Annotated in this window: 22 protein-coding genes and 1 tRNA gene; 8 read left to right on the top strand and 15 right to left on the bottom strand. The window is 73.7% G+C overall.

Translation table 11 applies throughout. The features are described 5' to 3' along the window. The first annotated feature begins 158 nt into the window (after nt 1-158). The 6 genes from FK498_RS01645 to hemW all read left to right on the top strand — a co-directional run bounded on the left by FK498_RS01645 (nt 159) and on the right by hemW (nt 6,610). Nucleotides 159-1,220, top strand: coding sequence for a LacI family DNA-binding transcriptional regulator (locus FK498_RS01645; protein ID WP_202614703.1), 1,062 nt, complete (start codon nt 159-161; stop codon nt 1,218-1,220). Between the two features lie 102 nt (nt 1,221-1,322). Next, nucleotides 1,323-2,816 carry an IMP dehydrogenase gene (gene guaB / locus FK498_RS01640; RefSeq protein WP_141851071.1) on the top strand — a complete coding sequence of 498 codons (1,494 nt, stop codon included), beginning with the start codon at nt 1,323-1,325 and terminating at the stop codon, nt 2,814-2,816. After that, nucleotides 2,813-3,496: a haloacid dehalogenase type II gene (locus FK498_RS01635; RefSeq protein WP_141851070.1), complete on the top strand. Its 684-nt coding sequence runs from the start codon at nt 2,813-2,815 to the stop codon at nt 3,494-3,496. The genes guaB and FK498_RS01635 overlap by 4 nt, the downstream gene beginning before the upstream one ends. Then, nucleotides 3,493-4,800 carry an RsmB/NOP family class I SAM-dependent RNA methyltransferase gene (locus FK498_RS01630; protein WP_141851069.1) on the top strand — a complete coding sequence of 436 codons (1,308 nt, stop codon included), beginning with the start codon at nt 3,493-3,495 and terminating at the stop codon, nt 4,798-4,800. Before FK498_RS01635 ends, FK498_RS01630 begins: the two co-directional genes overlap by 4 nt. Further along, nucleotides 4,797-5,366, top strand: coding sequence for a GNAT family N-acetyltransferase (locus FK498_RS01625; RefSeq protein ID WP_141851068.1), 570 nt, complete (start codon nt 4,797-4,799; stop codon nt 5,364-5,366). The genes FK498_RS01630 and FK498_RS01625 overlap by 4 nt, the downstream gene beginning before the upstream one ends. Before the next feature lie 89 nt (nt 5,367-5,455). Next, nucleotides 5,456-6,610 (top strand): radical SAM family heme chaperone HemW, encoded by a 1,155-nt coding sequence (gene hemW / locus FK498_RS01620; protein ID WP_141851067.1) that lies wholly within the window; start codon nt 5,456-5,458, stop codon nt 6,608-6,610. A gap of 16 nt (nt 6,611-6,626) precedes the next feature. On the opposite strand, the gene FK498_RS01615 is transcribed toward hemW, so the two are convergent. The 5 genes from FK498_RS01615 to FK498_RS01595 all read right to left on the bottom strand — a co-directional run bounded on the left by FK498_RS01615 (nt 6,627) and on the right by FK498_RS01595 (nt 9,242). Continuing rightward, nucleotides 6,627-7,226: a permease gene (locus tag FK498_RS01615; RefSeq protein WP_141851066.1), complete on the bottom strand. Its 600-nt coding sequence runs from the start codon at nt 7,224-7,226 to the stop codon at nt 6,627-6,629. After that, a complete protein-coding gene (locus FK498_RS01610; protein ID WP_141851065.1) occupies nt 7,223-7,600 on the bottom strand; it encodes a hypothetical protein in 378 nt (125 codons plus the stop codon). Before FK498_RS01610 ends, FK498_RS01615 begins: the two co-directional genes overlap by 4 nt. 18 nt (nt 7,601-7,618) lie before the next feature. Then, entirely contained in the window at nt 7,619-8,071 is a 453-nt protein-coding gene (locus FK498_RS01605; protein WP_141851064.1) for a MarR family winged helix-turn-helix transcriptional regulator, read from the bottom strand. 66 nt (nt 8,072-8,137) lie between these two features. Next, a tRNA-Arg gene (locus FK498_RS01600) sits at nt 8,138-8,214 on the bottom strand. Beyond that, on the bottom strand, nt 8,205-9,242 hold the full coding sequence (locus FK498_RS01595) for an alpha/beta fold hydrolase (RefSeq protein ID WP_161988267.1): 1,038 nt from the start codon (nt 9,240-9,242) through the stop codon (nt 8,205-8,207). Before FK498_RS01595 ends, FK498_RS01600 begins: the two co-directional genes overlap by 10 nt. Nucleotides 9,243-9,286: 44 nt before the next feature. Between FK498_RS01595 and FK498_RS01590 the strand changes: the two genes are divergently transcribed. Both FK498_RS01590 and polA read left to right on the top strand, forming a co-directional pair. After that, nucleotides 9,287-9,475 (top strand): zinc-finger domain-containing protein, encoded by a 189-nt coding sequence (locus FK498_RS01590; protein WP_141851062.1) that lies wholly within the window; start codon nt 9,287-9,289, stop codon nt 9,473-9,475. A gap of 13 nt (nt 9,476-9,488) precedes the next feature. After that, nucleotides 9,489-12,257: a DNA polymerase I gene (gene polA / locus FK498_RS01585; RefSeq protein ID WP_141851061.1), complete on the top strand. Its 2,769-nt coding sequence runs from the start codon at nt 9,489-9,491 to the stop codon at nt 12,255-12,257. Between the two features lie 597 nt (nt 12,258-12,854). Here polA and FK498_RS01580 read toward each other — a convergent pair. From FK498_RS01580 to FK498_RS01535, 10 genes are all read right to left on the bottom strand, one after another. Beyond that, a complete protein-coding gene (locus tag FK498_RS01580) occupies nt 12,855-13,529 on the bottom strand; it encodes an SIMPL domain-containing protein (protein ID WP_141851060.1) in 675 nt (224 codons plus the stop codon). Nucleotides 13,530-13,751: 222 nt separating this feature from the next. After that, nucleotides 13,752-15,242 (bottom strand): mannitol dehydrogenase family protein, encoded by a 1,491-nt coding sequence (locus FK498_RS01575; RefSeq protein ID WP_141851059.1) that lies wholly within the window; start codon nt 15,240-15,242, stop codon nt 13,752-13,754. Further along, entirely contained in the window at nt 15,242-16,423 is a 1,182-nt protein-coding gene (gene uxuA / locus FK498_RS01570) for a mannonate dehydratase (protein ID WP_141851058.1), read from the bottom strand. The genes FK498_RS01575 and uxuA overlap by 1 nt, the downstream gene beginning before the upstream one ends. 18 nt (nt 16,424-16,441) lie before the next feature. Beyond that, nucleotides 16,442-17,485, bottom strand: coding sequence for an L-idonate 5-dehydrogenase (locus FK498_RS01565; protein WP_141851057.1), 1,044 nt, complete (start codon nt 17,483-17,485; stop codon nt 16,442-16,444). 8 nt (nt 17,486-17,493) lie between these two features. After that, the gene (locus FK498_RS01560) at nt 17,494-18,771 is read right to left on the bottom strand and encodes a TRAP transporter large permease (RefSeq protein WP_141851056.1); all 1,278 of its coding nucleotides are present in this window, start codon (nt 18,769-18,771) and stop codon (nt 17,494-17,496) included. Next, a complete protein-coding gene (locus FK498_RS01555) occupies nt 18,771-19,247 on the bottom strand; it encodes a TRAP transporter small permease (RefSeq protein WP_141851055.1) in 477 nt (158 codons plus the stop codon). Before FK498_RS01555 ends, FK498_RS01560 begins: the two co-directional genes overlap by 1 nt. Nucleotides 19,248-19,300: 53 nt before the next feature. Beyond that, nucleotides 19,301-20,293, bottom strand: a complete 993-nt coding sequence (locus FK498_RS01550) for a TRAP transporter substrate-binding protein (protein ID WP_141851054.1) — start codon at nt 20,291-20,293, stop codon at nt 19,301-19,303. 56 nt (nt 20,294-20,349) lie between these two features. Continuing rightward, nucleotides 20,350-21,069, bottom strand: a complete 720-nt coding sequence (locus tag FK498_RS01545; RefSeq protein ID WP_141851089.1) for a GntR family transcriptional regulator — start codon at nt 21,067-21,069, stop codon at nt 20,350-20,352. A 105-nt stretch (nt 21,070-21,174) separates the two neighbouring features. Beyond that, the gene (locus FK498_RS01540; protein WP_141851053.1) at nt 21,175-21,789 is read right to left on the bottom strand and encodes an ABC-type transport auxiliary lipoprotein family protein; all 615 of its coding nucleotides are present in this window, start codon (nt 21,787-21,789) and stop codon (nt 21,175-21,177) included. Then, a complete protein-coding gene (locus FK498_RS01535) occupies nt 21,786-22,829 on the bottom strand; it encodes an MlaD family protein (protein WP_141851052.1) in 1,044 nt (347 codons plus the stop codon). The genes FK498_RS01540 and FK498_RS01535 overlap by 4 nt, the downstream gene beginning before the upstream one ends. Between the last annotated feature and the right edge of the window lie 12 nt (nt 22,830-22,841).

Here is a 22,841-nt window from a genome sequence, read left to right as displayed (position 1 = left end):
CCGCGCGGCTGCGGAAGCCGATCCCGACGATCCGGCCGCGGCTGGCGCCCATCCGCTCCTCCCCCTGCCCGGCGCCTCGGCGCCGGGCGTCTTTGCACACGTGTGCAAAGCCTCTTACGATCGGCCCGCGCCGTCAAGCCAGGCGCGGAGAGAGGCGATTGGACCAGGATCAGGCGGACAGGGCGCGCCGCGCGCGCCGCTGGGTGACCTCGGCCGATGTCGCACGCGCGGCCGGCGTCTCGCGCGCGGCCGTCAGCCGGGCCTTCACCCCCGGCGCATCGGTCGCGCCCGAGACGCGCCGGCGCATCCTCGCCGCGGCGAAGGCGGTGGGCTACCGGCCGAACGCGCTTGCGCGCAGCCTGAACACGCGTCGTTCCGGCATCGTCGGGGTGGTGATCACCGAGATCGCCAATCCGTTCTACGCGCGGCTGCTCGAGGCGCTGGGCGGCGCGCTGCAGGCGCGCGGGCTCTTGCCCCTGGTCGCCGTCGCGCCCGACCCGCAGGCGACCGACGACCTGCTCGCGCATCTGCTCTCCTACCAGGTGGACGGCGTGGTGGTCGCCTCGGCCATGCTCTCCTCGGGGATCGCGGCGCGCTGCGCCGCCGCCCGCACGCCCGTGGTGCTGGTGGACCGCCGCGCCGACGCGAAGGGGCCGCAGGCCGCGCTGGTCGGTGCCGACAATCTCGGCGGCGGCCGGCTGGTCGCCGACCTGCTCGCCGCCGCCGGCCACAGCCGGCCCGCCTTCCTCGCCGGGATCGAGGCGACCTCGACCAGCGACGAGCGCGAGCGCGGCTTCACGCAGGGGCTGGCGGCGCAAGGGCTCGTGCTCGCCGCGCGCGAAGTCGGCCGCTTCACCTACGCCGGCGGGCTGGAGGCGGCGCAGCGGCTGCTCGCGCGCGCGGACCGGCCGGATGCCGTGTTCTGCGCCAATGACGAGATGGCGCTCGGCGTGATCGACGCGGCACGCACGCGCTTCGGGCTCGACATCCCGCGCGATCTCTCGGTGGTCGGCTTCGACGACACGCCCTCGGCGGGGCTGGCCGCCTATCGCCTCACCACGGTGGCGCAGGACGTCGCCGCGCTCGCACAGGCCGCGGTGGCGGCGCTGGAAGACCCGGCGGCGTCGCCGCGCCGCGCCGCGCCGCAGTGGCGCATCCCCTGCCGGCTGGTGCTGCGCCGGTCGGCGCGCCTGCCCGAGGGGACGGTGCCGGCGGATTGACGCGACGGCATCGGGCGTGCCGGCGCCACGGTCTCGTCGCTTGCAACCCCTGCGCCGTCGTCGTATGGCGGGCCGCCAAGGCTCGCCGCAGAAGGCTCCGCCATGGCCCCCGACACCGCCACACCCCGTCCGCGCGCCGCCATCGAGGAGGCGCTCGCCTTCGACGACGTGCTCCTCGTCCCCGCCTATTCCACCGTCCTGCCCAGCCGCACCGACGTCTCGACCCGCCTCACCCGCCGCATCACCCTCAACATCCCGCTGGTCTCGGCGGCGATGGACACCGTCACCGAGGCGGCGATGGCGATCGCCATGGCCCAGGCGGGCGGCATCGGCGTGATCCACAAGAACCTCGAACCGGAGGACCAGGCCGCCCAGGTGCGCCAGGTGAAGAAGTTCGAATCGGGCATGGTGGTCAACCCGGTCACCATCCACCCCGACCAGACGCTCGCCGAGGCGCGCGCGCTGATGGCGAGCCACCGCATCAGCGGCATCCCCGTGGTCGAGCGCGAGTCGGGCCGCCTGGTCGGCATCCTGACCAACCGCGACGTCCGCTTCGCCTCCGACCCGACGGTGAAGGTCTACGAGCTGATGACGCGCGAGAACCTCGTCACCGTGCGCGAGCACGTCGCCCCCGACGAGGCCAAGCGGCTCCTGCACAAGCACCGCATCGAGAAGCTGCTGGTGGTGGACGACGCCTATCGCTGCGTCGGCCTGATCACCGTCAAGGACATGGACAAGGCGACCGCGCATCCGAACGCCTGCAAGGACGAGCTCGGGCGCCTGCGCGTCGCGGCCGCGACCGGCGTGGGTCCGGACGGCCTGAGGCGCGCCGAGATGCTGGTCGAGGCCGAGACGGACGTGATCGTGGTCGACACCGCGCACGGCCATTCCGCCGGCGTTCTGGAGGCGGTCGAGCGCATCAAGCGCCTCTCGAACGCGATCGAGGTGGTGGCCGGCAACGTCGCGACGCCGGAGGCTGCGATCGCGCTGATCGAGGCGGGCGCGGATGCGGTGAAGATCGGCATCGGCCCCGGCTCGATCTGCACCACGCGCATCGTCGCCGGCGTGGGCGTGCCGCAGCTCTCCGCCATCCTCGAGACGGCCGAGGCGGCGCATGCCCGCGGCGTCCCCGCGATCGCGGATGGCGGCATCCGCAGCTCGGGCGACCTCGCCAAGGCGATCGCCGCCGGGGCGGATGCGGTGATGATCGGCAGCCTGCTCGCCGGCACCGACGAGAGCCCGGGCGAGGTGTTCCTCTACCAGGGCCGCAGCTACAAGGCGTATCGCGGCATGGGCTCGATCGGGGCGATGCGCAAGGGCTCGGCCGACCGCTACTTCCAGCAGGATGCCGACACCGACAAGCTGGTTCCCGAGGGGATCGAGGGCCGCGTCGCCTACAAGGGGCCGGTCGCGGCGGTGCTGCACCAGCTCGTCGGCGGCCTGCGCGCCGGGATGGGATATACCGGGAGCGAGACGATCTCGGCGATGCGGCTGAACGCGCGCTTCCGCCGCATCACCGGTGCGGGGCTGCGCGAGAGCCACGTCCACGATGTGGCGATCACGCGCGAGGCGCCGAACTACCGGCTCGAGCAGTGAGCGGCTCCCCGGTCGATGCCGTGGTGTTCGACGCCTACGGCACGCTGTTCGACGTGCACGCCGCGATGGCGCGCCATGCCCGCCGCCTGGGCGAGTCCTGGCCGTCGGTCAGCGCGCTCTGGCGCCAGAAGCAGCTCGAATACGCCTGGGTGACCTCGCTCACCGGCCCCGAGCACTGGCGCGACTTCGAGGCGCTGACGCGCGAGGCGCTCCATGTCGCGCTGAACTGGAACGGCGGGGCGGAGACGAGGCTGGTCGAGGACCTGATGGCCGCCTATCGCGCGCTGCCCGCCTATGACGATGCGCGCACCGCGCTCGCGGCGCTGCGCGGGGCGGGGATCGGCACGGCGATCCTCTCGAACGGCTCGCGCGCGATGCTGGCGGATGCGGTTGCGGCCTCGCAGCTCGGCCCGCTGCTCGACCACGTGCTCTCGGCCGATGCGGTGCGCGTCTTCAAGCCCGACCCGCGCGTCTATCGCCTGGCCGAGGACGCCTTCCACCGCCACTGCAGCCGCATCGGCTTCGTCTCCGCCAATGCCTGGGACGCGCGGGCCGCCGCCGCCTACGGGTTCCGCACCGTCTGGGTGAACCGGATCAACCAGCCGACCGAGTTCGCCATGCACCAGATCGCGCATCTCGCCGCCGATCTGGACGCCGTGCCGGCGTTCTTCCTGCCGTGACGCCGGCCGCCCGCGTCCAGGCGGGCATCGCGCTCTGGCAGGCGGTGGACGCCGCACCCGAGGCGCCGGCGGACGCGGTCGCGAACGCCTGGTTCCGTGCGCGCCGCTTCATCGGCGCGGCCGACCGGCGCGCCGTCTCCGACCGGCTCTGGGCCATGCTGCGCGCGGCCCCGCGGCTCGCCTGGCACCTCGAGCGGGCGCGCGCGCCGGTCACGCCGCGCACGCTGATGCTGGTCCAACTCGCGGTCGCGGAGGGCATGGCGGCGGACTCGGTCGCTGGACTGTTCAACGCCGCGCGCCACGGCCCCGCCCCGCTCGCGGAGGCCGAACGGCGTGCCCTCGCCGCCCTCGCCGGCGCCCGGCTCGTGGATCCCGCGATGCCGGAGGCGGTGCGGCTCGGCGTGCCCGACTGGCTGCTGCCGCGGCTTGCCGCGCGGTTCGGCAATCATCTCGCCGTCGAGATGGGGGCCCTCGATCGGCCCGCGCCGACCGACCTGCGCGCGAACCTCCTCAAGGCGACGCGCGAGGAGGCGCGCGCCGCCCTCGCCGCCGAGGGGATCGCGACCGTGCCGACGCCGTTCTCGCCCTGGGGGCTGCGCGCCGAGGGCCGTCCGCCCGTCACCGCCGGCGCCGCCTTCCGCGCCGGGCTGGTCGAGATCCAGGACGAGGGCAGCCAGCTCGTCGCGGCGATGCTGGACGCGCGGCCCGGCATGCGCGTCTGCGACTTCTGCGCCGGGGCCGCCGGCAAGACGCTGGCACTCGCCGCGGCGATGGCGAATCGCGGCCAGATCGTCGCCGCCGACGTCTCGGCCGCGCGGCTCGCCGCGGCGGCGAGGCGGCTCCGGCGCGCCGGCGTCTCCAATGTCGAGCGGCGGCTGATCGAGCCCGGCGCGAAATGGCTGAAGCGCGCCGCCGGCAGCTTCGACCGCGTGCTCGTGGACGCCCCCTGCACCGGCACCGGCACCTGGCGCCGCCGCCCGGATGCGCGGCTCAGGCTCGCCGAGGCGGATCTTGACGACCTCGTGCGGAAACAGTCCGTGATCCTGGAGCGCGCCGCAGGGCTGGTGAAACCCGGCGGGGTTCTGGTCTACGCTACCTGCTCGGTGCTGGCCGAGGAGAACGAGGCACAGGTGGACGGGTTCCTCTCCCGCGTTGCGGGCTTCGCGGTGCTGCCGCTCGAGGCGGTGCGTGCGCGCACGCGCCTCGCCTTGCCGGGAGAGGGACCCTATCTGTCGCTCACCCCCGCCCGCCACGGCACGGACGGGTTCTTCGCCGCCGCGCTGGTGCGGGAGGCGGTCGCGTGATCGCCATCCGCCGCGCCCGCGCCGCCGACGCCGAGGCGATCGGCGCGATCCATGTCGCGACCTGGCGCAGCACCTATGCCGGCATCCTGCCGGACAGCTACCTGGCCGGCCTCTCCCCCGGGCGCCAGGCGGCCGGCTGGCGGCGCCTGATCACCGCCCCGCCGCCCGGCCACGCCACCTTCGTCGCGGTCGCCACCGGTCCGGACTCGCCCGACGGCGCCGCCCCCGCCGTGGTCGGCTTCGCCTCGGGCGGGCGCGCGCGCAGCGGGGCGCGCGAGGCCGGCGAGATCGAGACCCTCTACCTGCTCGAGGATTTCCGCGAGCGCGGCGTCGGCCGGCGGCTGATGCGGGCCGTCGCCGCGCACCTGAATGCGATCGGCTGCCGGTCCGTCACGCTCTGGGTGCTGAAGGACAACCCCACGCGCTGGTTCTACCAGCACCTCGGCGGCCGGCCGGTGGCCGAGCAGACGCTGCGCTTCGCCGGCCAGCCGGTCGTGCAGCTCGGCCTGCTGTGGGAGCCGATCGGCGTGCTGCTCGCCGCCACCGCTCCGACCGCGAACCAGTAGGGCCCGGCCCGGGCCGCGCGCGAGAGGAAGAGGCGAAGCCGGGGGCAAGGGCCGGCGGCCTCGCCCCCGGACCCCCTATCCCGTGAACCATGCCCGAGCCGCTCGCCCTCTACGTCCACTGGCCCTTCTGCCTGAGCCGCTGCCCCTACTGCGACTTCAACAGCCACGTGCGCGAGCGCATCGATGAACGACGCTTCCGCGCCGCCCTGCTCGCCGATCTCGCCTGGGAGGCCGGGCGCCTCGGACCCCGCCCGCTCGCCTCGATCTTCTTCGGCGGCGGCACGCCCTCGCTGATGTCGCCCGAGACCGTGGCCGCCCTGATCGAGGCCGCCACCCGCGCCTTCCCGCCCGCCACGCCACCCGAGATCACCCTCGAAGCCAACCCGACCAGCGTCGAGGCGGCCAAGCTCGCCGGCTTCCGCGCGGCCGGCGTGAACCGCATCTCGCTCGGCATCCAGGCGCTCGACGACAGCGCCCTCGCCTTCCTCGGCCGCCGCCACTCCGCCGCCCAGGCCCTCGCCGCGCTCGAGACCGCGCGTGCGCTCTTCCCGCGCGCCTCCTTCGACCTGATCTATGCCCGCCCGGGCCAGACCCGCGCCGCCTGGCGCGCCGAACTGCGCCGGGCGCTCGCCTTCGGGCTCGACCACCTCTCGCTCTACCAGCTCACCATCGAGCCCGGCACGCCCTTCGCCCGGCTGCACGACCGCGGCGAACTCGTCCTGCCGGGCGAGGACGCCCAGGCCGCGCTCTACCGGGCGACCGAGGAGGAGGCCGCGCGCGCGGGGCTCGCGCCCTACGAGGTGTCGAACTACGCGGCACCCGGCGCGGAGAGCCGCCACAACCTCGCCTACTGGCGCTACCTGGACTATGCCGGGATCGGGCCGGGCGCGCATGGCCGCATCATGGTCGGCGGCCGCCTGACCGCGACGGCGCGCGTGCGGGCGCCGGAGGCCTGGGCCGAGGCGGTGGAGCGCCGGGGGCACGGCGTGCGCGAGGAGGAGGAACTGTCGGCGGCTGCGCGCGCGCGCGAGGCGCTGCTGATGGGGCTGCGCCTCGCCGAGGGCATCGACCCCGCGCGCTTCCTCGCGCGCACCGGCGTGGCGCTGGCCGACGCGCTGGACCCGGCGGCCCTCGCCGCGGCGGAAGCCGAGGGGCTGGTCGCGCGCACGACCGCGGGCGGCATCGCGACGACGCGCGCGGGCCGGCTCCGGCTCGACGCGCTGCTGCCGCGGCTCGTGCGGTGAGCCCCGCCCTGCCGCGTCAGCGCCGCCCCTCGCGGATCAGATCGAAGGCGACGATGTGGGTGGCGCCGGACAGCCCGACACCGAACAGGGGGATCAGCGCCAGCGGCAGGTGCGCGATCGGCGCCATGCGCGGATCGAGGAGAAGCGTGAACGCCAGTCCCGTGCCGACGGCCACCGCGAAATCGGCGAGGCCGAAACGGTGCATGGCGCGATAGTCGGCAAGCCGCGCATCGGGACGCGTCACCACCCTCAGCGCCCACGCGCCCGCGATCGCGTCGCCTATGCCGGCGAGGAGCCAGAAGGCGGGCGGAAGCGCGCCCTCGAGGCCGTACCAGAAGAACAGCATCGCGGCCGGGATGCGCCAGACGTGGAACGCCGTGATCACCCTGAGCCCGATCGTCCGGGCGAGGGCCCGCAGGGGGGCGAGGGCGAGGTGGAGGATCGTGGGGACCGCGATGCCGGCGGCGACGAGCGCCGCGATCGACGGCGGCCACGCCCGGGCGAGCACGCCGGTGTGCGCCGCGACGACGACGCCGGCAGCCCAGATGGCGACGGTCAGGGCGCTGACGGCGGCCGTCAGACCGATCGCGGGGGCACGTCCTGCGGTGCCGTTCATGATGCCATGTCCCTTGCCGGTTGGGCGGCGCGTGGCCGCAGCTCCGCGCCGCGCGGGGGAGACAGCGCGAAGGACGCCGTGAGCCCGACCGCGGCGACCGCCGAAGCGGCGAAACCCAGCGCGCCGAGGCCGAAGGTCGCCGTGGTCAGAGCGCCCAGGGCCGCGCCGAGGCCCTGGCCGACGAGGACCGTCGATCCGTTGAGCGCCAGCAGGACCGCGGCATCGGCCTGGCGGCCGGCATCGCGATCGCGCACGAGCGCCTCCAGGTGCCCGGCGAAGACGTAGGCCCCGGTCCCGAGCGCGAAGGACGCTGCCGTCAGCGCGGCCAGCGGCAGGCGAGGATTATTGATATCAATGTTTTTATCCGCGATCATGGCGGGCCTGCCTCGCATTCAGCCGAGGGCCCGCAAGGCGGACCGCACGGCATCCGGTTGGTGGTCTTCCAGCAGCTCCTCCGCGCGGCGCTGCGCCGTGCGCCACAGCGGCCGCGCGCGGTCGAGCAGGCGCCTGCCGGCCGGGGTGAGGCGGAGCCTCCGCACGCGCGCGTCGTCGGTCCCGGCCTCCTGGACGATCAGGTCGCGCCGCATCAGCGGCTTGACCGCCGCGCTCAGCGAGCTCTGGTCGAGCCCGAGGGAATCGGCCAGTTCCTGCATGGTCCAGTCGTCCTTCGCCGCGAGCATCGCCATCAGCGAGAACTGGCCGTTGTTGATCCCGGCCGGCCGCAGCGCCTCGTCGTAGATCCGTCCGACGTGCCGGGCGGCACGGCGGAGATGGAGCGCGATGCAGACGCTGCCGATCTCGCGGTACTCGTTCATGGCCCGAGATATATTGATATCAATAATCATCGTCAAGCCGGGAGGAACGCCGTTCCCGGGGAGGGTGGAGGCGGCGCGAGCGGCGGAGCTGCGGGCTGGCGGACCCGACACGATTCGAACGTGCGACCTCTGCCTTCGGAGGGCAGCGCTCTATCCAGCTGAGCTACGGGTCCGTGCCCGCCCCTATAGCCGAAGCCGCGGGGGGCGGCAAACGCGCAGGCGCCTCGAGGCTTCCGGCGGAGAGCGGCGCCGCCGGATCGGCGAGCCACGCCAGCACGTCGCCCACCACGCGGGCGCGGATCGTGTCGCGCAGCAGCAGGTGGTAGCCGTCCGGGTAGACCAGCGCGCGCTGCCGGCCCGAGGCCAGCCCCGGCAGCCGCGCCGCCAGCGCCGCGATCGCGCGTTCGGGCACCAGGTCGTCCCGCGCGCCGTAGAGGATCAGCGCCGGCGCGGCGAAGCGCGCCGCGGCGGCGAGCGCGGCGTCCATCAGCGCAACGAGGCCGTAGACCGCGTCCACCCGTGTCGACTTGCGCACCAGCGGATCGCGCGCCATCGCGCTGAGCGCCGCCGCGTTGTCGGAGGCGCGGATGAAGGGCGAGCCGCCGACGATGCCGAGCGCCGGCACGGTATGAGCGGCGAGATCGAGCAGCCAGCGGCCGAACCGGCCCATGGTCTCGCCGCCCCAGACCGCCGGCGCGGAGAGCACATAGGCATCGGCCGGCGGCGGGTCGGCCGAGGCGGCGGCGACCAGCAGCACCGCCGCTCCCATGCTCTCGCCCAGCATGGCGAGCGTGAGGCCCGGGTGGCGCGCGCGGATCAGCCGCGCCGCCGCAGTCGCGTCGGCCGCCAGCGCGTCGTGGCCGGGCCAGCTCCCCGGATGCGGGGCGGCGCCGAAGCCGCGCTGGTCGTAGGCATAGAACGCCCAGCCGGCTTCGGCGCAGAGCGGCGCCGCGAGCGCGAAGGCGCGGCGGTAGTCGTTGAAGCCGTGCAGGCCGAGGATCGCACCGCGCGGCGGCCCCGCGGGGAGCCAGGCCTCGAGCGGCAGGCGCGCGCCGTCGGCCATCACCAGTGCCGAGCCCGCGTCGCGCGGTGGTCCGTCCGGCGGACCGGGTGGCGCGATGCGCGGCGCGCAGGCGGCAAGCGCGCCGAGCCCCGCGAGCGCCGCCCGCCTGCCGATCCTTCCGTCTGTTGCCCCGCGCATCCCGGCCGCTATCATCCGCCCCCCGATCCCCGACAGGAAGTGCGATGACCGCCCCATCCGCCCCCAGGGCGCCGGCGCCCAGCGAGATCGTCGAGACCGAGGAGACCACCGTCGCCTGCGACGGCAACGGCCCGCTCGGCCATCCGCGCGTGTTCCTGACGCTCGTGGAGGGCCGCGTCATGTGCCCGTACTGCTCGCGGCTGTTCGTGCTCAAGGGCGCGAAGGCGGCCTGAGCCGCGCGCCCGCATGTCCCCCCGCCCGCACCTGATCCTGATCGACGGCTCGGGGTACATCTTCCGCGCCTTCCACGCCCTGCCGCCGATGACGCGGCCCGACGGCACGCCGGTGAACGCCGTGTTCGGCTTCACCAACATGCTGGCGAAGTTCATCGCCGAGCACGCGGGCGACCGCATCGCGGTGGTGTTCGACAAGGGACGGCGGACGTTCCGCAACGACATCTATCCCGACTACAAGGCGCACCGCCCCGACCCGCCCGCGGAGCTGGTGCCGCAGTTCGGCCTGATCCGCGAGGCCGTCGACGCGTTCGGTCTGCCCGCGATCGAGGCCGACGGCTTCGAGGCGGACGACCTGATCGCCGCCTACGCGAAGGCCGAGCTCGAGGAGGGGGGCACGGTCACCATCGTCTCCTCCGACAAGGACCTCATGCAGCTCATCCGCCCCGGCGTGACCCTGCTCGATCCGATCAAGCAGAAGCCGATCGGCGAGGCCGAGGTGGTCGAGAAGTTCGGCGTCAGGCCCGACAAGGTGATCGACGTGCAGGCGCTCGCCGGCGATGCCACCGACAACGTGCCGGGTGTGCCCGGGATCGGCGTGAAGACCGCGGCCGCGCTGATCGAGGAGTTCGGCGACCTCGAGACGCTGCTCGCCAAGGCCGAGACGATCAGGCAGCCCAAGCGGCGCGAGGCGCTGATCGGGCACGCCGAGGCCGCGCGCATCAGCAAGAGGCTCGTCACGCTCGACCCTTCGGCGCCGCTGCCGCTGCCGCTCGCCGCGCTGGACCTGAAGCCGCCCGACCGGGCCAAGCTCGCCGCTTGGCTCAAGGCGCAGAACTTCCGCTCGACGCTGCAGCGGCTCGGCCTCGACGGCGCGGGCGAGACGGCAGCCGCGCCCGCGACCGCGCCGCCGCGCGGGATGTCCGCCGAGGCGCCCTTCGGCCCCTACGAGACGGTCACGAGCGAGGAACGGCTGCGCGCCTGGATCGCCGAGGCGTCCGCGCAGGGTTTCCTCGCCTTCGACACCGAGACCGACAGCCTGGATGCACAGCGCGCGCGGCTGGTCGGCGTGAGCCTCGCCACCGCGCCGGGGCGCGCCTGCTACGTGCCGCTGCGTCATGTCGGGCGCGGGGCGGATCTCGCGTCCGATCCCGCGCCGCAGCAGATCCGGTTCGAGATCGCAATAGACCTCCTGCGCCCGCTGCTGGAAGACCCGGCCGTGCTGAAGGTGATGCAGAACGGCAAGTACGACCTCGCCGTGCTGGCGCGCGCCGAGAACGGCGCGATCGCGCTCGGGCCGATCGACGACACCATGCTGATGAGCTTCTGCCTCGACGCCGGGCGGTGGGAGCACGGCATGGACCAGCTCTCCGCGCGCCATCTCGGCCACGAACCGATCAGCTACGATGCCGTCACCGGCACCGGCAAGGCGCGCGTGAGCTTCGCCGAGGTGCCGCTCGAGCGCGCCACCGCCTACGCGGCCGAGGACGCGGACGTCACGCTGCGCCTGTGGCGGCTCCTGAAGCCGCGGCTCCGCGCCGAGCAGGTGCTCGCCCTCTACGAGCATGTGGAGCGGCGGCTCATCCCGGTGATCGCGGCGATGGAGCGCGCCGGAGTGAAGGTGGATGCGCGCGACCTGCGCCAGATCTCGGCCGAGTTCGCCGACCGGCTGAGGCTCCTGGAGCAGGAGATCCACGATCTCGCCGGCCGGCCCTTCACCGTCGGCTCGCCGCAGCAGCTCGGGCGGGTGCTGTTCGACGAGCTCAAGCTCACGCCCCCGGGCGGGCGGCGCGCCAGGACCGCGACCGGCCAGTACGCCACCGACGCCGCCGTTCTGGAGGAACTCGCCACGCAGCATCCGCTGCCGGGCAAGGTGCTGGAGTGGCGCCAGCTCGCCAAGCTGAAGTCCACCTACGCCGATGCGCTGGTGGATCAGATCGACCCCGCGACGGGCCGCATCCACACCAGCTTCATGATGACGGGGGCGGCGACCGGCAGGCTCGCCTCGACCGATCCGAACCTGCAGAACATCCCCGTGCGCACCGAGGAGGGGCGGCGCATCCGCCGCGCCTTCGTCGCCGAGACGGGGCATCTGCTGCTCTCGGCCGACTACAGCCAGATCGAGCTCCGCCTGCTCGCGCACGTCGCCGAGGTGCCCGCCCTGCGCGAGGCCTTCGCGAAGGGCGAGGACATCCACGCGCGCACCGCAGCGGAGGTGTTCGGCGTGCCGATGCAGGGCATGGATCCGGTCACCCGCCGCAAGGCCAAGGCGATCAATTTCGGCATTATCTACGGCATCTCGGCCTTCGGGCTGGCGAACCAGCTCGCCATCACGCCGGGCGAGGCGAAGGCCTATATCGACGCCTATTTCCAGCGCTATCCCGGCATCCGCGACTACATGGAGCGGATGAAGGAGGAGGCGCGCATGAGGGGCTACGTCACCACCCCCTTCGGCCGGCGCATCTGGATCCCCGGGATCGGCGAGAAGAACCCCGCGCGGCGCGGCTTCGCCGAGCGCCAGGCGATCAACGCGCCGCTGCAGGGCGGGGCGGCGGACGTGATCAAGCGCGCGATGGTACGCCTGCCGCGGGCGCTTGCCGAAGCAGGGCTCTCGGCGCGGATGCTGCTGCAGGTGCATGACGAGCTGCTGTTCGAGGTGCCGGAGGCCGAACGCGACGCCACCGCCGCGGTCGTGAAGCGCACCATGGAGGGAGCCGCGGCGATCCGCGTGCCGCTGGTGGTGGAGACGGGGACCGGGCGCAACTGGGCCGAGGCGCACTGATACCCGGCCGACAACGGTTCGACCTTTGCCGGCCGGGCATCAGGCCTTGGTTTTGCGCGCGGCCGCCCCTTGAGCCCCGCGCGCCATACCCTCCGCACAAAGGTCAAACCCTTGTGCTCCGGGTATGAGGCCGCGCCAAGGCCTGAGGTCGGTGCGGAACGGAATCCCGCCGATGCCGTCCCGCCGAAGGTCCCGGAGCAAGCACGTCGCCTCGTACGGGCAAGCTGGCCGCGGCCTGGTCACGCTGGTCGCCCGACCGTCTCCGCGGCGGCCGAGGACGGAGCCCCGACGGATCGGCGCTGCGTCGCGCCGCGGCGGGCCGGCAACCGACGGTAGCGGGGCGGGGCTGCCCGCGCGGCACCGGCCGCAAAAGAAAGCGCCCGGTTAGGGGGGTAACCGGGCGCCGCCTTTTCCGTACGGAAAGCCGCGAGGTTCGGCAGGGGAGACCGTCCTCGCGGATGCTCGGCGTGAAATCGCCGCCGACAGAACAAGAATACTGGAACGCCGTCGCCGTGCAAACGGAAAACACACCCGGGGGTGCAGAGGTGACGCGCGAAGGTTGCACTCCCCGCCGCTTGCTGACGTTTGGCGATCCGCTCAGCGCGGCTTGAGCACGGCATCGCCCTCGACCGTGGCGCCGATCGGCACTTCGGTGGGCTCGGCAGAGGGCGGCGGCGCTGAGGCCTCGGCACGGCTTGCCATCATCGCGCGCGGCATGGGCGGCGGGGCGCGGTGCGGCGCATCGACGCGCACCTCGCGGAACCCGGCGAAGCTCATGCCGAGTGCGGCGGCGAGCCGCTCGGCACGCGCGCGCAGCCCGGCGAGCGCCTCCTCGGTCACCGCCTCGCGGGTCGCGCGCGCGAGCGGACGCGAGACCTGGTAGCCGAGCTCGCCGATCGTCATGCCCTGGCCCTGCAGCGTGCCGACGAGTTCGAGCAGCGTCGGCGCGGCCGCGGTCGCGGTGAGGCGCAGCTCCTGCGTCGCGCTCCAGGTCTGGCCGCGCTCGCCGCTGCGCCAGGACCAGTAGGCGCCGGTGGCGGCCGTCACGCCGGGCACGGCGCGGGCGCGCTCGAGGGCTGCAGCCATGCGGCGGTTGACCTCCTGCTGCACGGCGGCGGCCGAGTTGCCCGAGGCGGTGGCGCGCAGCGTGGCGTGCAGCTCGTCGGGGAGTACGGTGCGCTCGGCGGACTCGGCCAGGCGCAGCAGGGTCTCCTGCGCGCGGAGAGGGGCAGCCAGCGCGAGCAGGACGACGAGGGCGAGGATGGGGCGCATGCGGGTCTCCTCTCTGCGGCGGCCGCGCCGCGGCCGCCGACGCGGACCGGGACCGGCCCGGGGCGTGGCGGACACTGCGGGGCGAACGCGGTGGGCGCAAGGCGCCGGTCGGGGCCGTGCCGCGGTCCTCCGGCCATGGCGGCCGGACGGTCATCCGGAGACCTGGAGGAGGGCCGCGGTCCCGGGTGCGGGGGCCGGAGCTGGAACGGCGGCGGGCCGCGTTCAGCGCGGCCCTGCCGCGGCCGTACCGGCCAGGGCCGCGACGGCCGCGCGGGCGCCCTCGCCGACGAGGCGCGCCAGGGCCTGCTCGATCGCGGACCGGAAGCGCCCGTCGCGCGGCAGGTCCCGTCCGAAGACGGCCTCGATGCCGAGCAGGCGGGAGGCGAACGCACGCGCATCGTGAAGGCCGGGCGCGCTGGCTGCCTGCAGGGCCGGCAGCAGCGGGTCGCGCACGTCGATCGGCCGGCCGCGCTCGTCCACGCCGGCGACGTAGCGCATCCAGCCGGCGACGCCGAGTGCCAGGCACGGGAAGGACCGCCCGGCGGCGAGTGCGTCGCGGATCGTGCCGAGGAGGCGCTGGGGCAGCTTCTGCGACCCGTCCATCGCGATCTGCGCGGTCCGGTGGCGCAGCGCGGCGTTGCGGAACCGGTCCAGCAGCCGCGCGGCGTAGTCGCCGAGATCCACCCCGCGCGGGGCCGGCACCGTGGGCATGATCTCGTGCCAGAGACGCGCGAGGAAGGCGGAGAACACGGGATCGGAGGCCGCCTCCGCGACGGTCTCGTGGCCCGCCAGATACCCGAGATAGGCCAGCGCGGAATGCGCCCCGTTCAGCATGCGCAGCTTCATCAGCTCGAACGGCGCGACATCGTCGGTGAAGGTGGCGCCGGCGCGTTCCCAGTCCGGCCGGCCGGCCGGGAAGCGATCCTCGATCACCCATTGCGAGTAGGGCTCGCAGACGACCGGCCAGGCGTCCCGCAGGCCGAGCCCGGCGGCGATGCGGCGGCGGTCCTCGTCGGTCGTTGCTGGAACGATCCGGTCGACCATGGTGCAGGGGAAGGCGACCTCGTCGGCGATCCACGCGCCGAGGCCGGGATCGCCGAGCGCGGCGAGGCGGGAGGTGATCCGCCGGAGCAAATGGCCGTTGGCCGGCAGGTTGTCGCAGCAGAGCACCGTGAAGGCGGCGATCCCGGCGGCCCGCCTGCGGCGCAGCGCCTCCACCAGGAAGCCCGCCGCGGTACGCGGGCGGCCGGGTTCGGCGAGGTCGTGGCGGATCTCCGGATGCGCCTCGTCGAGCGCGCCGGTCGCCGGGTCGTGGCAGTACGCCTTCTCGGTCACGGTCAGCGTGACGATGCGGACCGCGGGGTGGCACATCGCGCGCAGCAGGGCCTCCGGGTCCTCGGGGGCCACGTGGAGCGCCCGGATCGCGCCGATCACCTGCAGGCGCTGGTCGTCGCCCTCGCGCACGGCGACGGTGTAGAGCGCATCCTGCGGGGCGAGGGCATCGCGCGTCGCGGGACTGCGCAGGCTGGCCGCGACGATCCCCCATCGCGTCCCGCCGGCCGCGAGCACCGCCTCGGTCATCACCGCCTGGTGCGCGCGGTGGAACGCGCCGAGGCCGAGATGGACGATGCCCGGCGTGACCGCCTCGCGCGGGTAGCCGGGGCGCGCGACCGATGCCGGCAGGCGGTGCAGCGTGGCGGCGGAGAGGCGCATCATCGCGCCGGGCGATGGGAGAGCCCGGCGACCACGCCGCGCAGCTCCGCAAGCCCGCGCAGCCGCCCGATCAGCGTGTAGCCGGGATGCGTGCGGCGGCCGAAATCCGACAGCATCTGGTGGCCGTGATCGGGGCGGAACGGGATGCGCCAGTCGGCCTCGCCGGCCGCCTTGCGCCGCGCCTCCTCGGCAAGCAGCGCGGCGACCACGGCCGGCATGTCGACATCGCCGTCGAGGTGATCGGCCTCGTAGAACGAGCCGTCGGGTTCCTTGCGCACGTTGCGCAGATGCGCGAAGGCGACATGCGGCGCCAGCGCGCGCGCCATGGCGGGCACATCGTTGGCGGCGCCGGCGCCGAGCGAGCCGGTGCAGAACGTGATGCCGTTCGCGCGCGAGGGCACCGCGCCGACGATGTCGGCGAGGTCGGCATGGGTGGAGACGATGCGCGGCAGGCCGAGCAGCGGGCGGGGCGGATCGTCCGGGTGGATGCAGAGCCGCACGCCCACCTCCTCCGCGGCCGGCACGACCTCGCGCAGGAAGCGCGCGAGGTGGGCCTTCAGCGTCGCCGCGTCGATCCCCGCATAGCTCGCGAGCACGGCCTTCAGCCCGGGGATGTCGTAGCGGTCATAGGCGCCGGGCAGGCCCGCCATGATGGTGGCGAGCAGCGCGTCCTTGTCGGCCTGCGTCGCCCTGGCGAACCAGCGCCGCGCGCGCTCCAGCACGCCCGGGTCGTGCTCGGCCTCCGCCCCGGGGCGCTCCAGCATCAGCACGTCGAACGCGGCATGCAGAACGGCGTCGAAGCGCAGCGCGGTCGCGCCGGTCGGCAGCGGATGCGCGAGCGCCGTGCGCGTCCAGTCCAGCACCGGCATGAAGTTGTAGCAGACCGTGCGGATGCCGCAGCGCGCGAGGTTGCGCAGCGAGGTGCGGTAGTTGCCGAAGATCCGGTCGAGGTCGCCCGCGCCGCGCTTGACGTTCTCGTGCACCGGCAGGCTCTCGACCACGCTCCAGGTCAGCCCCGCGCGCGCGATCGTCGCCTGGCGTTCGCGGATCGCCTCCTCGGGCCAGACCTCGCCGTAGGGGATCTCGTGCAGGGCGGTGACGATCCCGGTCGCCCCGGTCTGGCGGATCTCCTCCAGACTGATGTCGTCGGCGGGGCCGAACCAGCGCCAGGTCTCTTCCATCTCTCGGTCTCCCGGGGGTCAGGCGAAGTCGAGCTGGACCTTCATCGCCCGGCGGCGGTCGGCGGCGAGCGCGAAGGCGGCCGCCGCGTCGTCCAGCGGGCGGGTCGCGGTGATCAGCGGGCGCACATCGATCGCGCGGCTGGCGATCAGCCGCGCGGCCTCCGCGAACTCGGCATGGAAGCGGAACGTGCCGACCAGGTGCAGTTCCTTCGCCACCACGGTGTTCATCGGCACGTCGAAGGCGCCGCCGACGCCGACCTCGACGATCGTGCCGCGCGGGCGGACGCAGGCGATCGCCTGGGCGAGCGCGCGCGGATTGCCCGAGCATTCGAAGGCGAGGTCGAACCGGCCCTTGTCCCGCTGCTCGGGGCCGAGCGCATCCGGGTCCGCGGTGACGTCGTAGGCCGCCGCGGCGCCGAGCCGGCGCGCGAGAGCGAGTGGCTCGGGCACGATGTCGGTGACCGCGATCTCGGCCGCGCCGGCGTGGCGCAGGGCGAGCAGCACGACGGCGCCGATCGGGCCGAAGCCGGTGATCAGCACGCGCCTGCCGGCGACGTTGCCCGCCTGGGCGACCGCGTGCAGCGCGACCGCGAGCGGCTCGCTCATCGCCGCCTCGCCGATCGACACGGCCTCGCCGACCGTCACGCATTGCGTTGCCGCGACCACCATGCGCCGGCGGAACCCGCCCTGCACGTGCGGCATGCGCATCGCGCTGCCCCAGAAGCGCATCTCCAGGCAGTGCTGCTGCTCGCCGCGCCGGCAGTACGCGCAGCTCCCGCAGGGGTGGCTCGGGTTCAGCGCCACCCGATCGCCAACCGAGAGGCCCCGCACGCCGGGCCCCAGCGCCTCGACCGTGCCGGCGACCTCGTGGCCCAGGATGATCGGCTCGCGCACGCGGATCGTGCCGAATCCGCCGTCGAGGAAGTAGTGCAGGTCCGAGCCGCAGATGCCGCCCGCACCGACGCGCACCGCGACCTCGCCGGGGCCGGGCGGGGAAAGCTCGCGCGTCTCGATGCGCAGGTCGCGCGCGCCGTGCAGCACGCAGACATCGGTGGTGGTCATCGCGGTCCTCATCGGTAGAACAGGCCGGGCAGCCAGAGCGACAGGCCGGGGATCGCCGTCACCAGCGCGAGCACGACCAGGTTTGAGGCCAGGAACGGCCAGACCGCGCGCGTGATCTCGGCGATCGAGATGCGCGCGATGCTGGCGCAGATGAACAGGCAGACGCCCACGGGCGGGGTCGAGAGCCCGATCATCAGGTTCAACACGCCGAAGGTGGCGAAGTGCACGGGGTCGATGCCCACGGAGGTCGCGACCGCGAGGAGCGGCGGGAACAGGATGATCAGCGCCGCGATCGTCTCCATGAACATGCCGACCACCAGCAGCAGCAGGTTCATCAGGATCAGCACCGCCCAGCGCTCGCTGGAGATCGCCATGATCCCGTCGGTGAGCAGCTGCGGCACGCGCTCGGAGGCGAGGATCCAGCCGAACACGTTGGCGAAGCCGACCAGCACCATGATCGCGGCACCCGAGATCGCGCTGTCGGCGATCAGCTTGGGGATGTGGCGCCAGGAGAGTTCGCGATAGACGAAGAGCCCGACCACGGCCGCGTAGATGACGGCGATCACCGCCGCCTCGGTGGGCGTGAAGAACCCGCCGACGATGCCGAACAGCACGAGCCCCATCATCGCCATCGCCCAGACGGCGTCCCTGAAGCTGAGCCAGACCTCGCACCAGCCCTTCCAGGCCTCGCGCGGGTGGTTGTCGCGCACCGCCAGGAGGTAGGCCGGCACCATCATGCCGAGGCCGAGCAGCACGCCGGGCACGGCGCCGGCGAGGAACATCTGGCCGACCGAGATGCCGGTGAGCGAGCCGACGATGATCATCGGCACGCTCGGCGGGATCATCGGCCCGACCACGGCGGAGGCGGCCGTCACGGCCGCGGCGTAGGGGACCGGATAGCCGACCCGCGCCATGCCGGGGATCAGCACCGCGCCCTGCGAGGCCGCGTCGGCCGCGGCCGTTCCGGAGATGCCGGCGAAGATCATCGAGCCGACGATGTTGGTCTGCGCGAGCCCGCCGCGCAGATGCCCGACGATGGCGTTGGAGAAGCGGATGATCCGGTCGGTGATGCCGCCGCCGTTCATGATGTTGCCGGCGAGCACGAAGGCGGGGATCGAGAGCAGGACGAAGGAGTCCATGCCTGCGAACATCTTCTGCGGGATCACCGCGAGCGGCAGGTCGGCGGCGAGGATGTACACGGCCGAGGAGATGCCGAGCACGATCGCCACCGGCATCCCGGCGAGCAGGGCGAGCACGAAGCTGAGGCCGAACAGGGCGAGCGACATCACCCCCTCCGCGCCTGGGGCGTGAACAGGCCCACCAGCCGCTCGAATGCGGCGAGCGCAAGCGTGGCCGGCGCGATCAGCATCGCCATGTGCACCCAGAACATGTTCCACCCGAGCGCGGGCGAGGACTGGAGCGAGCCGATATCGACGAACTCCCAGGCCGGCGCGAGCAGGAGCGCGCAGAAGCCGATGATCGCCAGGCAGCCGATCGCGTCGACCGCGCGGCGCAGGGGCGGCGGCAGGGCGGCGGTGACCACGTCGACACCGACGAGCTCGCCCGACCGCAGCGCGAGCCCGCCTCCGAGGGCGGCCGCGAAGATCAGGCAGAACCGCGACAGCTCCTCGGTCCAGACCGGCGGGTTCGGCAGGGCCAGGCGCGAGACGACCTGGAGCAGCACCGCGGCCAGCAGCACGGTGAAACAGGCGCCGACGGCGGCGCGCAGCGCCGCGTGGAACCGCCCGAGCAGCGAGAGCATGGCAACCCTCCGTCAGGTCCCGGCGCGCGGCAGCGCGCCGGGGCACGTCGCGCTCAGGCGCCGAGGGCGAGGATCTGCTCGAGCAGCGCCTTGGCCTCGGGCCGGATGCTGCTGATCGCGGCTGGCCGCGCCTTGGCCGCGAAGGCCTGCTGGTCGCTCTCGACGAAGGTCATGCCGCGCTTCTTGAGATCGTCCTCGAGGCTCTTCTCGTCCTCCAGGAACAGCGCCCGCTCATGGGCCTGGGCGCGCTTCGCGGCCTCGGTCACGGCCTCCCTGTCGGCGGCGGAGAGCGACTGGAATCGGCGCTCGCTGATCGCGAGATAGATCCAGCTCCGCACATGCTCGGTGCGGTTCACGAACTTCTGGACCTCGTTGAAGTTGGCGCTGCGGATCAGCGAGAGCGGGTTCTCCTGCGCATCGATCGTGCCGTTCTGCAAGGAGGTGAACACCTCGCCGAACGCCATCGGCGTGGGCCGGGCGCCGAGCGCGCTCCAGACCGCGACGAACAGCGGCACGTTCGGCACGCGCAGCCTGAGCCCGTTCAGCTCGTCGGGCGTGCGGATCGGCCGGTTGGAGGTCAGGTTGCGCGGGCCGCGCGCGAAATAGGCGAGGGGGCGGATGCGCGCGCGGCTGACGATCTCCGCCTCGATCTGCTGGCCGATCGGCCCGCCGGCGACGCGGTCGAGCTGTGCGAGCGAGGTCATGCCGTAGGGCACGGCGAGCAGCGAGGCGAGCGGCGCCCAGTTCTGCAGCGATTCGCCGGTGATCGTCATGTCGGCGGTGCCGAGCTGCATGCCGTTGATCAGGTCCATCTCGCGGCCGAGCGTGTCGTTCGGGAAGACCTGCACCTCGATCCGCCCGCCGGAGAGCTTGGCCGCCTCCTCGGCGAAGCGCAGCGCGGCCTTGTGCCAGACGTTCTGCTCGTTCGCGAGATGGCCGAGCTTGAGGGTGACGCGGGCCTGGGCGCGCGCGCGGCCGATCAGGCCGGGCGCGGCGAGCAGGGCAAGCCCGGCGGATCCGGTCCCGAGGAACAGTCTGCGATTCATGGCGTCTCTCCCGTGTTCGTCTCGTCCCGCACCATGCGGCGACGAGGGGGTGGCGGTCAGGCCGCGGCCGATCGCGGCGGCTGCGGTTCTTCGACGTCGAAGTAGTCGGGGTGGGCGGCGGCGATGCGCGGCAGGCTGGACAGGATCTCGCGCAGATGCGTGCGCATGGCGCGCTCGGCGCGGTCGGGATCGCCCGCGGCGATGCCGTCCACCACCGCGTCGTGCTGGCGTACGAGCTCGCGCAGGGGGGTCGCGCCGGCAACGCTCAGGAACCGCACGCGGTCCATCTGCGCCTTGATGCTCTCGAGCACGGTCCAGGCGAAGCCGCGGCCGATCGATTCGGCGAGGGTGCGATGGAACCGCTCGTCCAGGAGCAGGAATCCCGGTCCGTCCTCGGCGCCGGCCAGCGCCTTCTGCGCCACGATCTGGCCGCGCAGGTCGTCGATCAGGCCGGCCGGCCGCTCCGCCGCAGCCTCGCGGACAACCGCGACCTCGACCGCCTCGCGAACGAAGCGCGCATTCATGACGTCGCGCGCCGAGATGCGGCGGATCAGCGTGCCGCGCTGGGGACGGATCTCGAGCAGGCCCATCTCGCGGAGCTTGATGAAGGCCTCGCGCACGGGCTGGCGGCTGACGCCGAAGCGGCGGGCGATGTCCGCCTCGGAGATCGCGCTGCCAGGGGCGAGCTCGGCGCGGATGATGGCGTCGCGGAGCAGGCGGACGACCTGCGGAGCGATCGCGTCCTGCGCGTTGAGGGTGCCGGGTGTCGCGCCCATGGCCAGAGGATGCACCATACTACCATACCAGTCAAGTCGACGCGCCGGCCCATCCCTCGCCGCGAGGCCCGCGTTCCCTTCGGTGCCGGTCGCGCCGTGGCCCCGTCACGCGCCCGCCACCCGGCGCAGATCGGTCTCGAGATCGGCCAGCACGAGGGCCAGCGCGCGCGACAACCCCTCCACCACGGCGTCCGGCGCGAGCGCGGCCACCGACACGCGCCGGTCGTAGTCGCCGCGTGCGAGGATGCGCGGCGGGGTGCGGTCGAGGCCGAGCAGCAGCGTCTGCAGGTGCAGCCGTGCGGCCGGCGCGGCCGGATCGCTGCCGTCGCCGATCGCGGCCACGAGCACGGCCTCCAGCGCCAGATCGGCGCGCGCCCGGCTGCCCTGGTCGAGGACCGCGGCATGCAGCCCGGCATCCGACAGCCACTGCCGCAGCGCGTCCTGCACCATCGCGGCGGGCGGGGCGAAGAACTCGTTCCAGAAGTCGCTCTCCTGCACGTGACCCGGGCGGCGCGTGACCAGGCCGCGTCCCTCCATGCCGGGCGCCGGCGTGACGGAGCGCACCACCAGCACCCGCCCCTGCGGCGGGGCGGGAAGCGCCGTCGCGCGCCGCGCCGCGAGCACGTAGAGCCGCTTCTCGGGATAGGGGCGCGACAGCGGATTCGCGCAGCCCTCGAGCAGGAGGAGGGCGGGCGCCGCCAGCACGCCGCGCCGCCTCATGGCCGCGGCTCCTCGGCCGGCCCCCCCGGCGGCGGCTGGCCGAACAGCGCCTGGCTCGGGTAGCGGCGCATCTGCTCGGTCAGTGCGCGCAGATTGTCCGCCATCGCCCGCAGGTCGCGCAGGATCGGGCCGAGATCCCGGTCGGCGTCGCTCGCCAGGGCGTCGATCCGCCGCACCGTCTGGTCGGCCGTCGCCAGCGTCGCCGGCAGGCGCGCCAGCGCCGCGCGGAGCTCGGCCGTCGCGGCGGCGGTGTTGGTGACGATCGCGCGCATCTCGCGTCCCTCCATGATCTCGCGCAGCGCCTTCGTCGCCGCGCCCGCCTCGGCGGCCGTGGCCTCGAGCGCGGGGGCGATCCTGTGCACGGCCGTGCGCAGCTCGGCCGCCGCATCGGCCGCCTCGACGAGCAGGCGGTAGCCTTCGCCGCTCGACACCGCCTCCGTCAGCGCCGTCACCAGCGCGTCCGTCCGCTGCACCAGCCCGCCGACATCGACGTCGTTCAGCCGGGCCATCAGCTGCTCGGCCGCGGTCTGGAACTGCGTCAGCGTCGAGGGCACGGAGGGAATGTAGGGATAGGCCGGCTCCCAGCGCGGGCGCAGGACCTGGAACCGTGCCGGATCGACGAAGTCGGCCTCGAGATAGACGATGCCGGTGATGCCCTGGCTTGCCATGCGCATCCTGAGCCCGGCATCGACCATCTCGCGGAAGTCGCGCCCGTCCGAACCGGCGACCCGCTCGCGGATCAGCTCGAAGCGCACCACGACGAGGCGGAGCGAGGGGTCGGTCGCGAGGGTCTCGCCGACCGCCTGCGGATACTCCGCCGCCGCCACCGAGATCTGGCGCACGGCGCCGATGGTCACGCCGCGGAACTTCACCTGCGCGCCGACCTCGAGCCCCTGCACGGTCTCGCCGAAATAGGTCTCCATCATGATCCCGCGGCGGCGGAACGTATCCGATCCGATCCAGACGAGCAGCGCGAGCAGGCCCGCAAGCCCGCCCAGGATCGCGCTGCCGATGCGGAAGTAGAGGCTCTTCTGGTCCATCGCTGCCGCTCC

The organism is Elioraea sp. Yellowstone, from assembly GCF_006704265.1.
Taxonomy (GTDB): domain Bacteria; phylum Pseudomonadota; class Alphaproteobacteria; order Acetobacterales; family Acetobacteraceae; genus Elioraea.
Note: the sequence above shows the minus strand (reverse complement) of the source record. Positions and strands in the feature narration are given on the sequence as shown.

Coding starts and splice junctions, on each gene's coding strand:
- FK498_RS01565 (WP_141851057.1), bottom strand. CDS start 17,485: ATGACCACCACCGATGTCTGCGTGCTGCACGGCGCGCGCGACCTGCGC.
- FK498_RS01550 (WP_141851054.1), bottom strand. CDS start 20,293: ATGAATCGCAGACTGTTCCTCGGGACCGGATCCGCCGGGCTTGCCCTG.
- polA (WP_141851061.1), top strand. CDS start 9,489: ATGTCCCCCCGCCCGCACCTGATCCTGATCGACGGCTCGGGGTACATC.
- FK498_RS01540 (WP_141851053.1), bottom strand. CDS start 21,789: ATGAGGCGGCGCGGCGTGCTGGCGGCGCCCGCCCTCCTCCTGCTCGAG.
- FK498_RS01580 (WP_141851060.1), bottom strand. CDS start 13,529: ATGCGCCCCATCCTCGCCCTCGTCGTCCTGCTCGCGCTGGCTGCCCCT.
- FK498_RS01595 (WP_161988267.1), bottom strand. CDS start 9,242: ATGCGCGGGGCAACAGACGGAAGGATCGGCAGGCGGGCGGCGCTCGCG.
- FK498_RS01575 (WP_141851059.1), bottom strand. CDS start 15,242: ATGCGCCTCTCCGCCGCCACGCTGCACCGCCTGCCGGCATCGGTCGCG.
- FK498_RS01545 (WP_141851089.1), bottom strand. CDS start 21,069: ATGGGCGCGACACCCGGCACCCTCAACGCGCAGGACGCGATCGCTCCG.
- FK498_RS01535 (WP_141851052.1), bottom strand. CDS start 22,829: ATGGACCAGAAGAGCCTCTACTTCCGCATCGGCAGCGCGATCCTGGGC.
- uxuA (WP_141851058.1), bottom strand. CDS start 16,423: ATGGAAGAGACCTGGCGCTGGTTCGGCCCCGCCGACGACATCAGTCTG.
- FK498_RS01590 (WP_141851062.1), top strand. CDS start 9,287: ATGACCGCCCCATCCGCCCCCAGGGCGCCGGCGCCCAGCGAGATCGTC.
- FK498_RS01605 (WP_141851064.1), bottom strand. CDS start 8,071: ATGATTATTGATATCAATATATCTCGGGCCATGAACGAGTACCGCGAG.
- FK498_RS01615 (WP_141851066.1), bottom strand. CDS start 7,226: ATGAACGGCACCGCAGGACGTGCCCCCGCGATCGGTCTGACGGCCGCC.
- guaB (WP_141851071.1), top strand. CDS start 1,323: ATGGCCCCCGACACCGCCACACCCCGTCCGCGCGCCGCCATCGAGGAG.
- FK498_RS01610 (WP_141851065.1), bottom strand. CDS start 7,600: ATGATCGCGGATAAAAACATTGATATCAATAATCCTCGCCTGCCGCTG.
- FK498_RS01560 (WP_141851056.1), bottom strand. CDS start 18,771: ATGTCGCTCGCCCTGTTCGGCCTCAGCTTCGTGCTCGCCCTGCTCGCC.
- FK498_RS01555 (WP_141851055.1), bottom strand. CDS start 19,247: ATGCTCTCGCTGCTCGGGCGGTTCCACGCGGCGCTGCGCGCCGCCGTC.
- hemW (WP_141851067.1), top strand. CDS start 5,456: ATGCCCGAGCCGCTCGCCCTCTACGTCCACTGGCCCTTCTGCCTGAGC.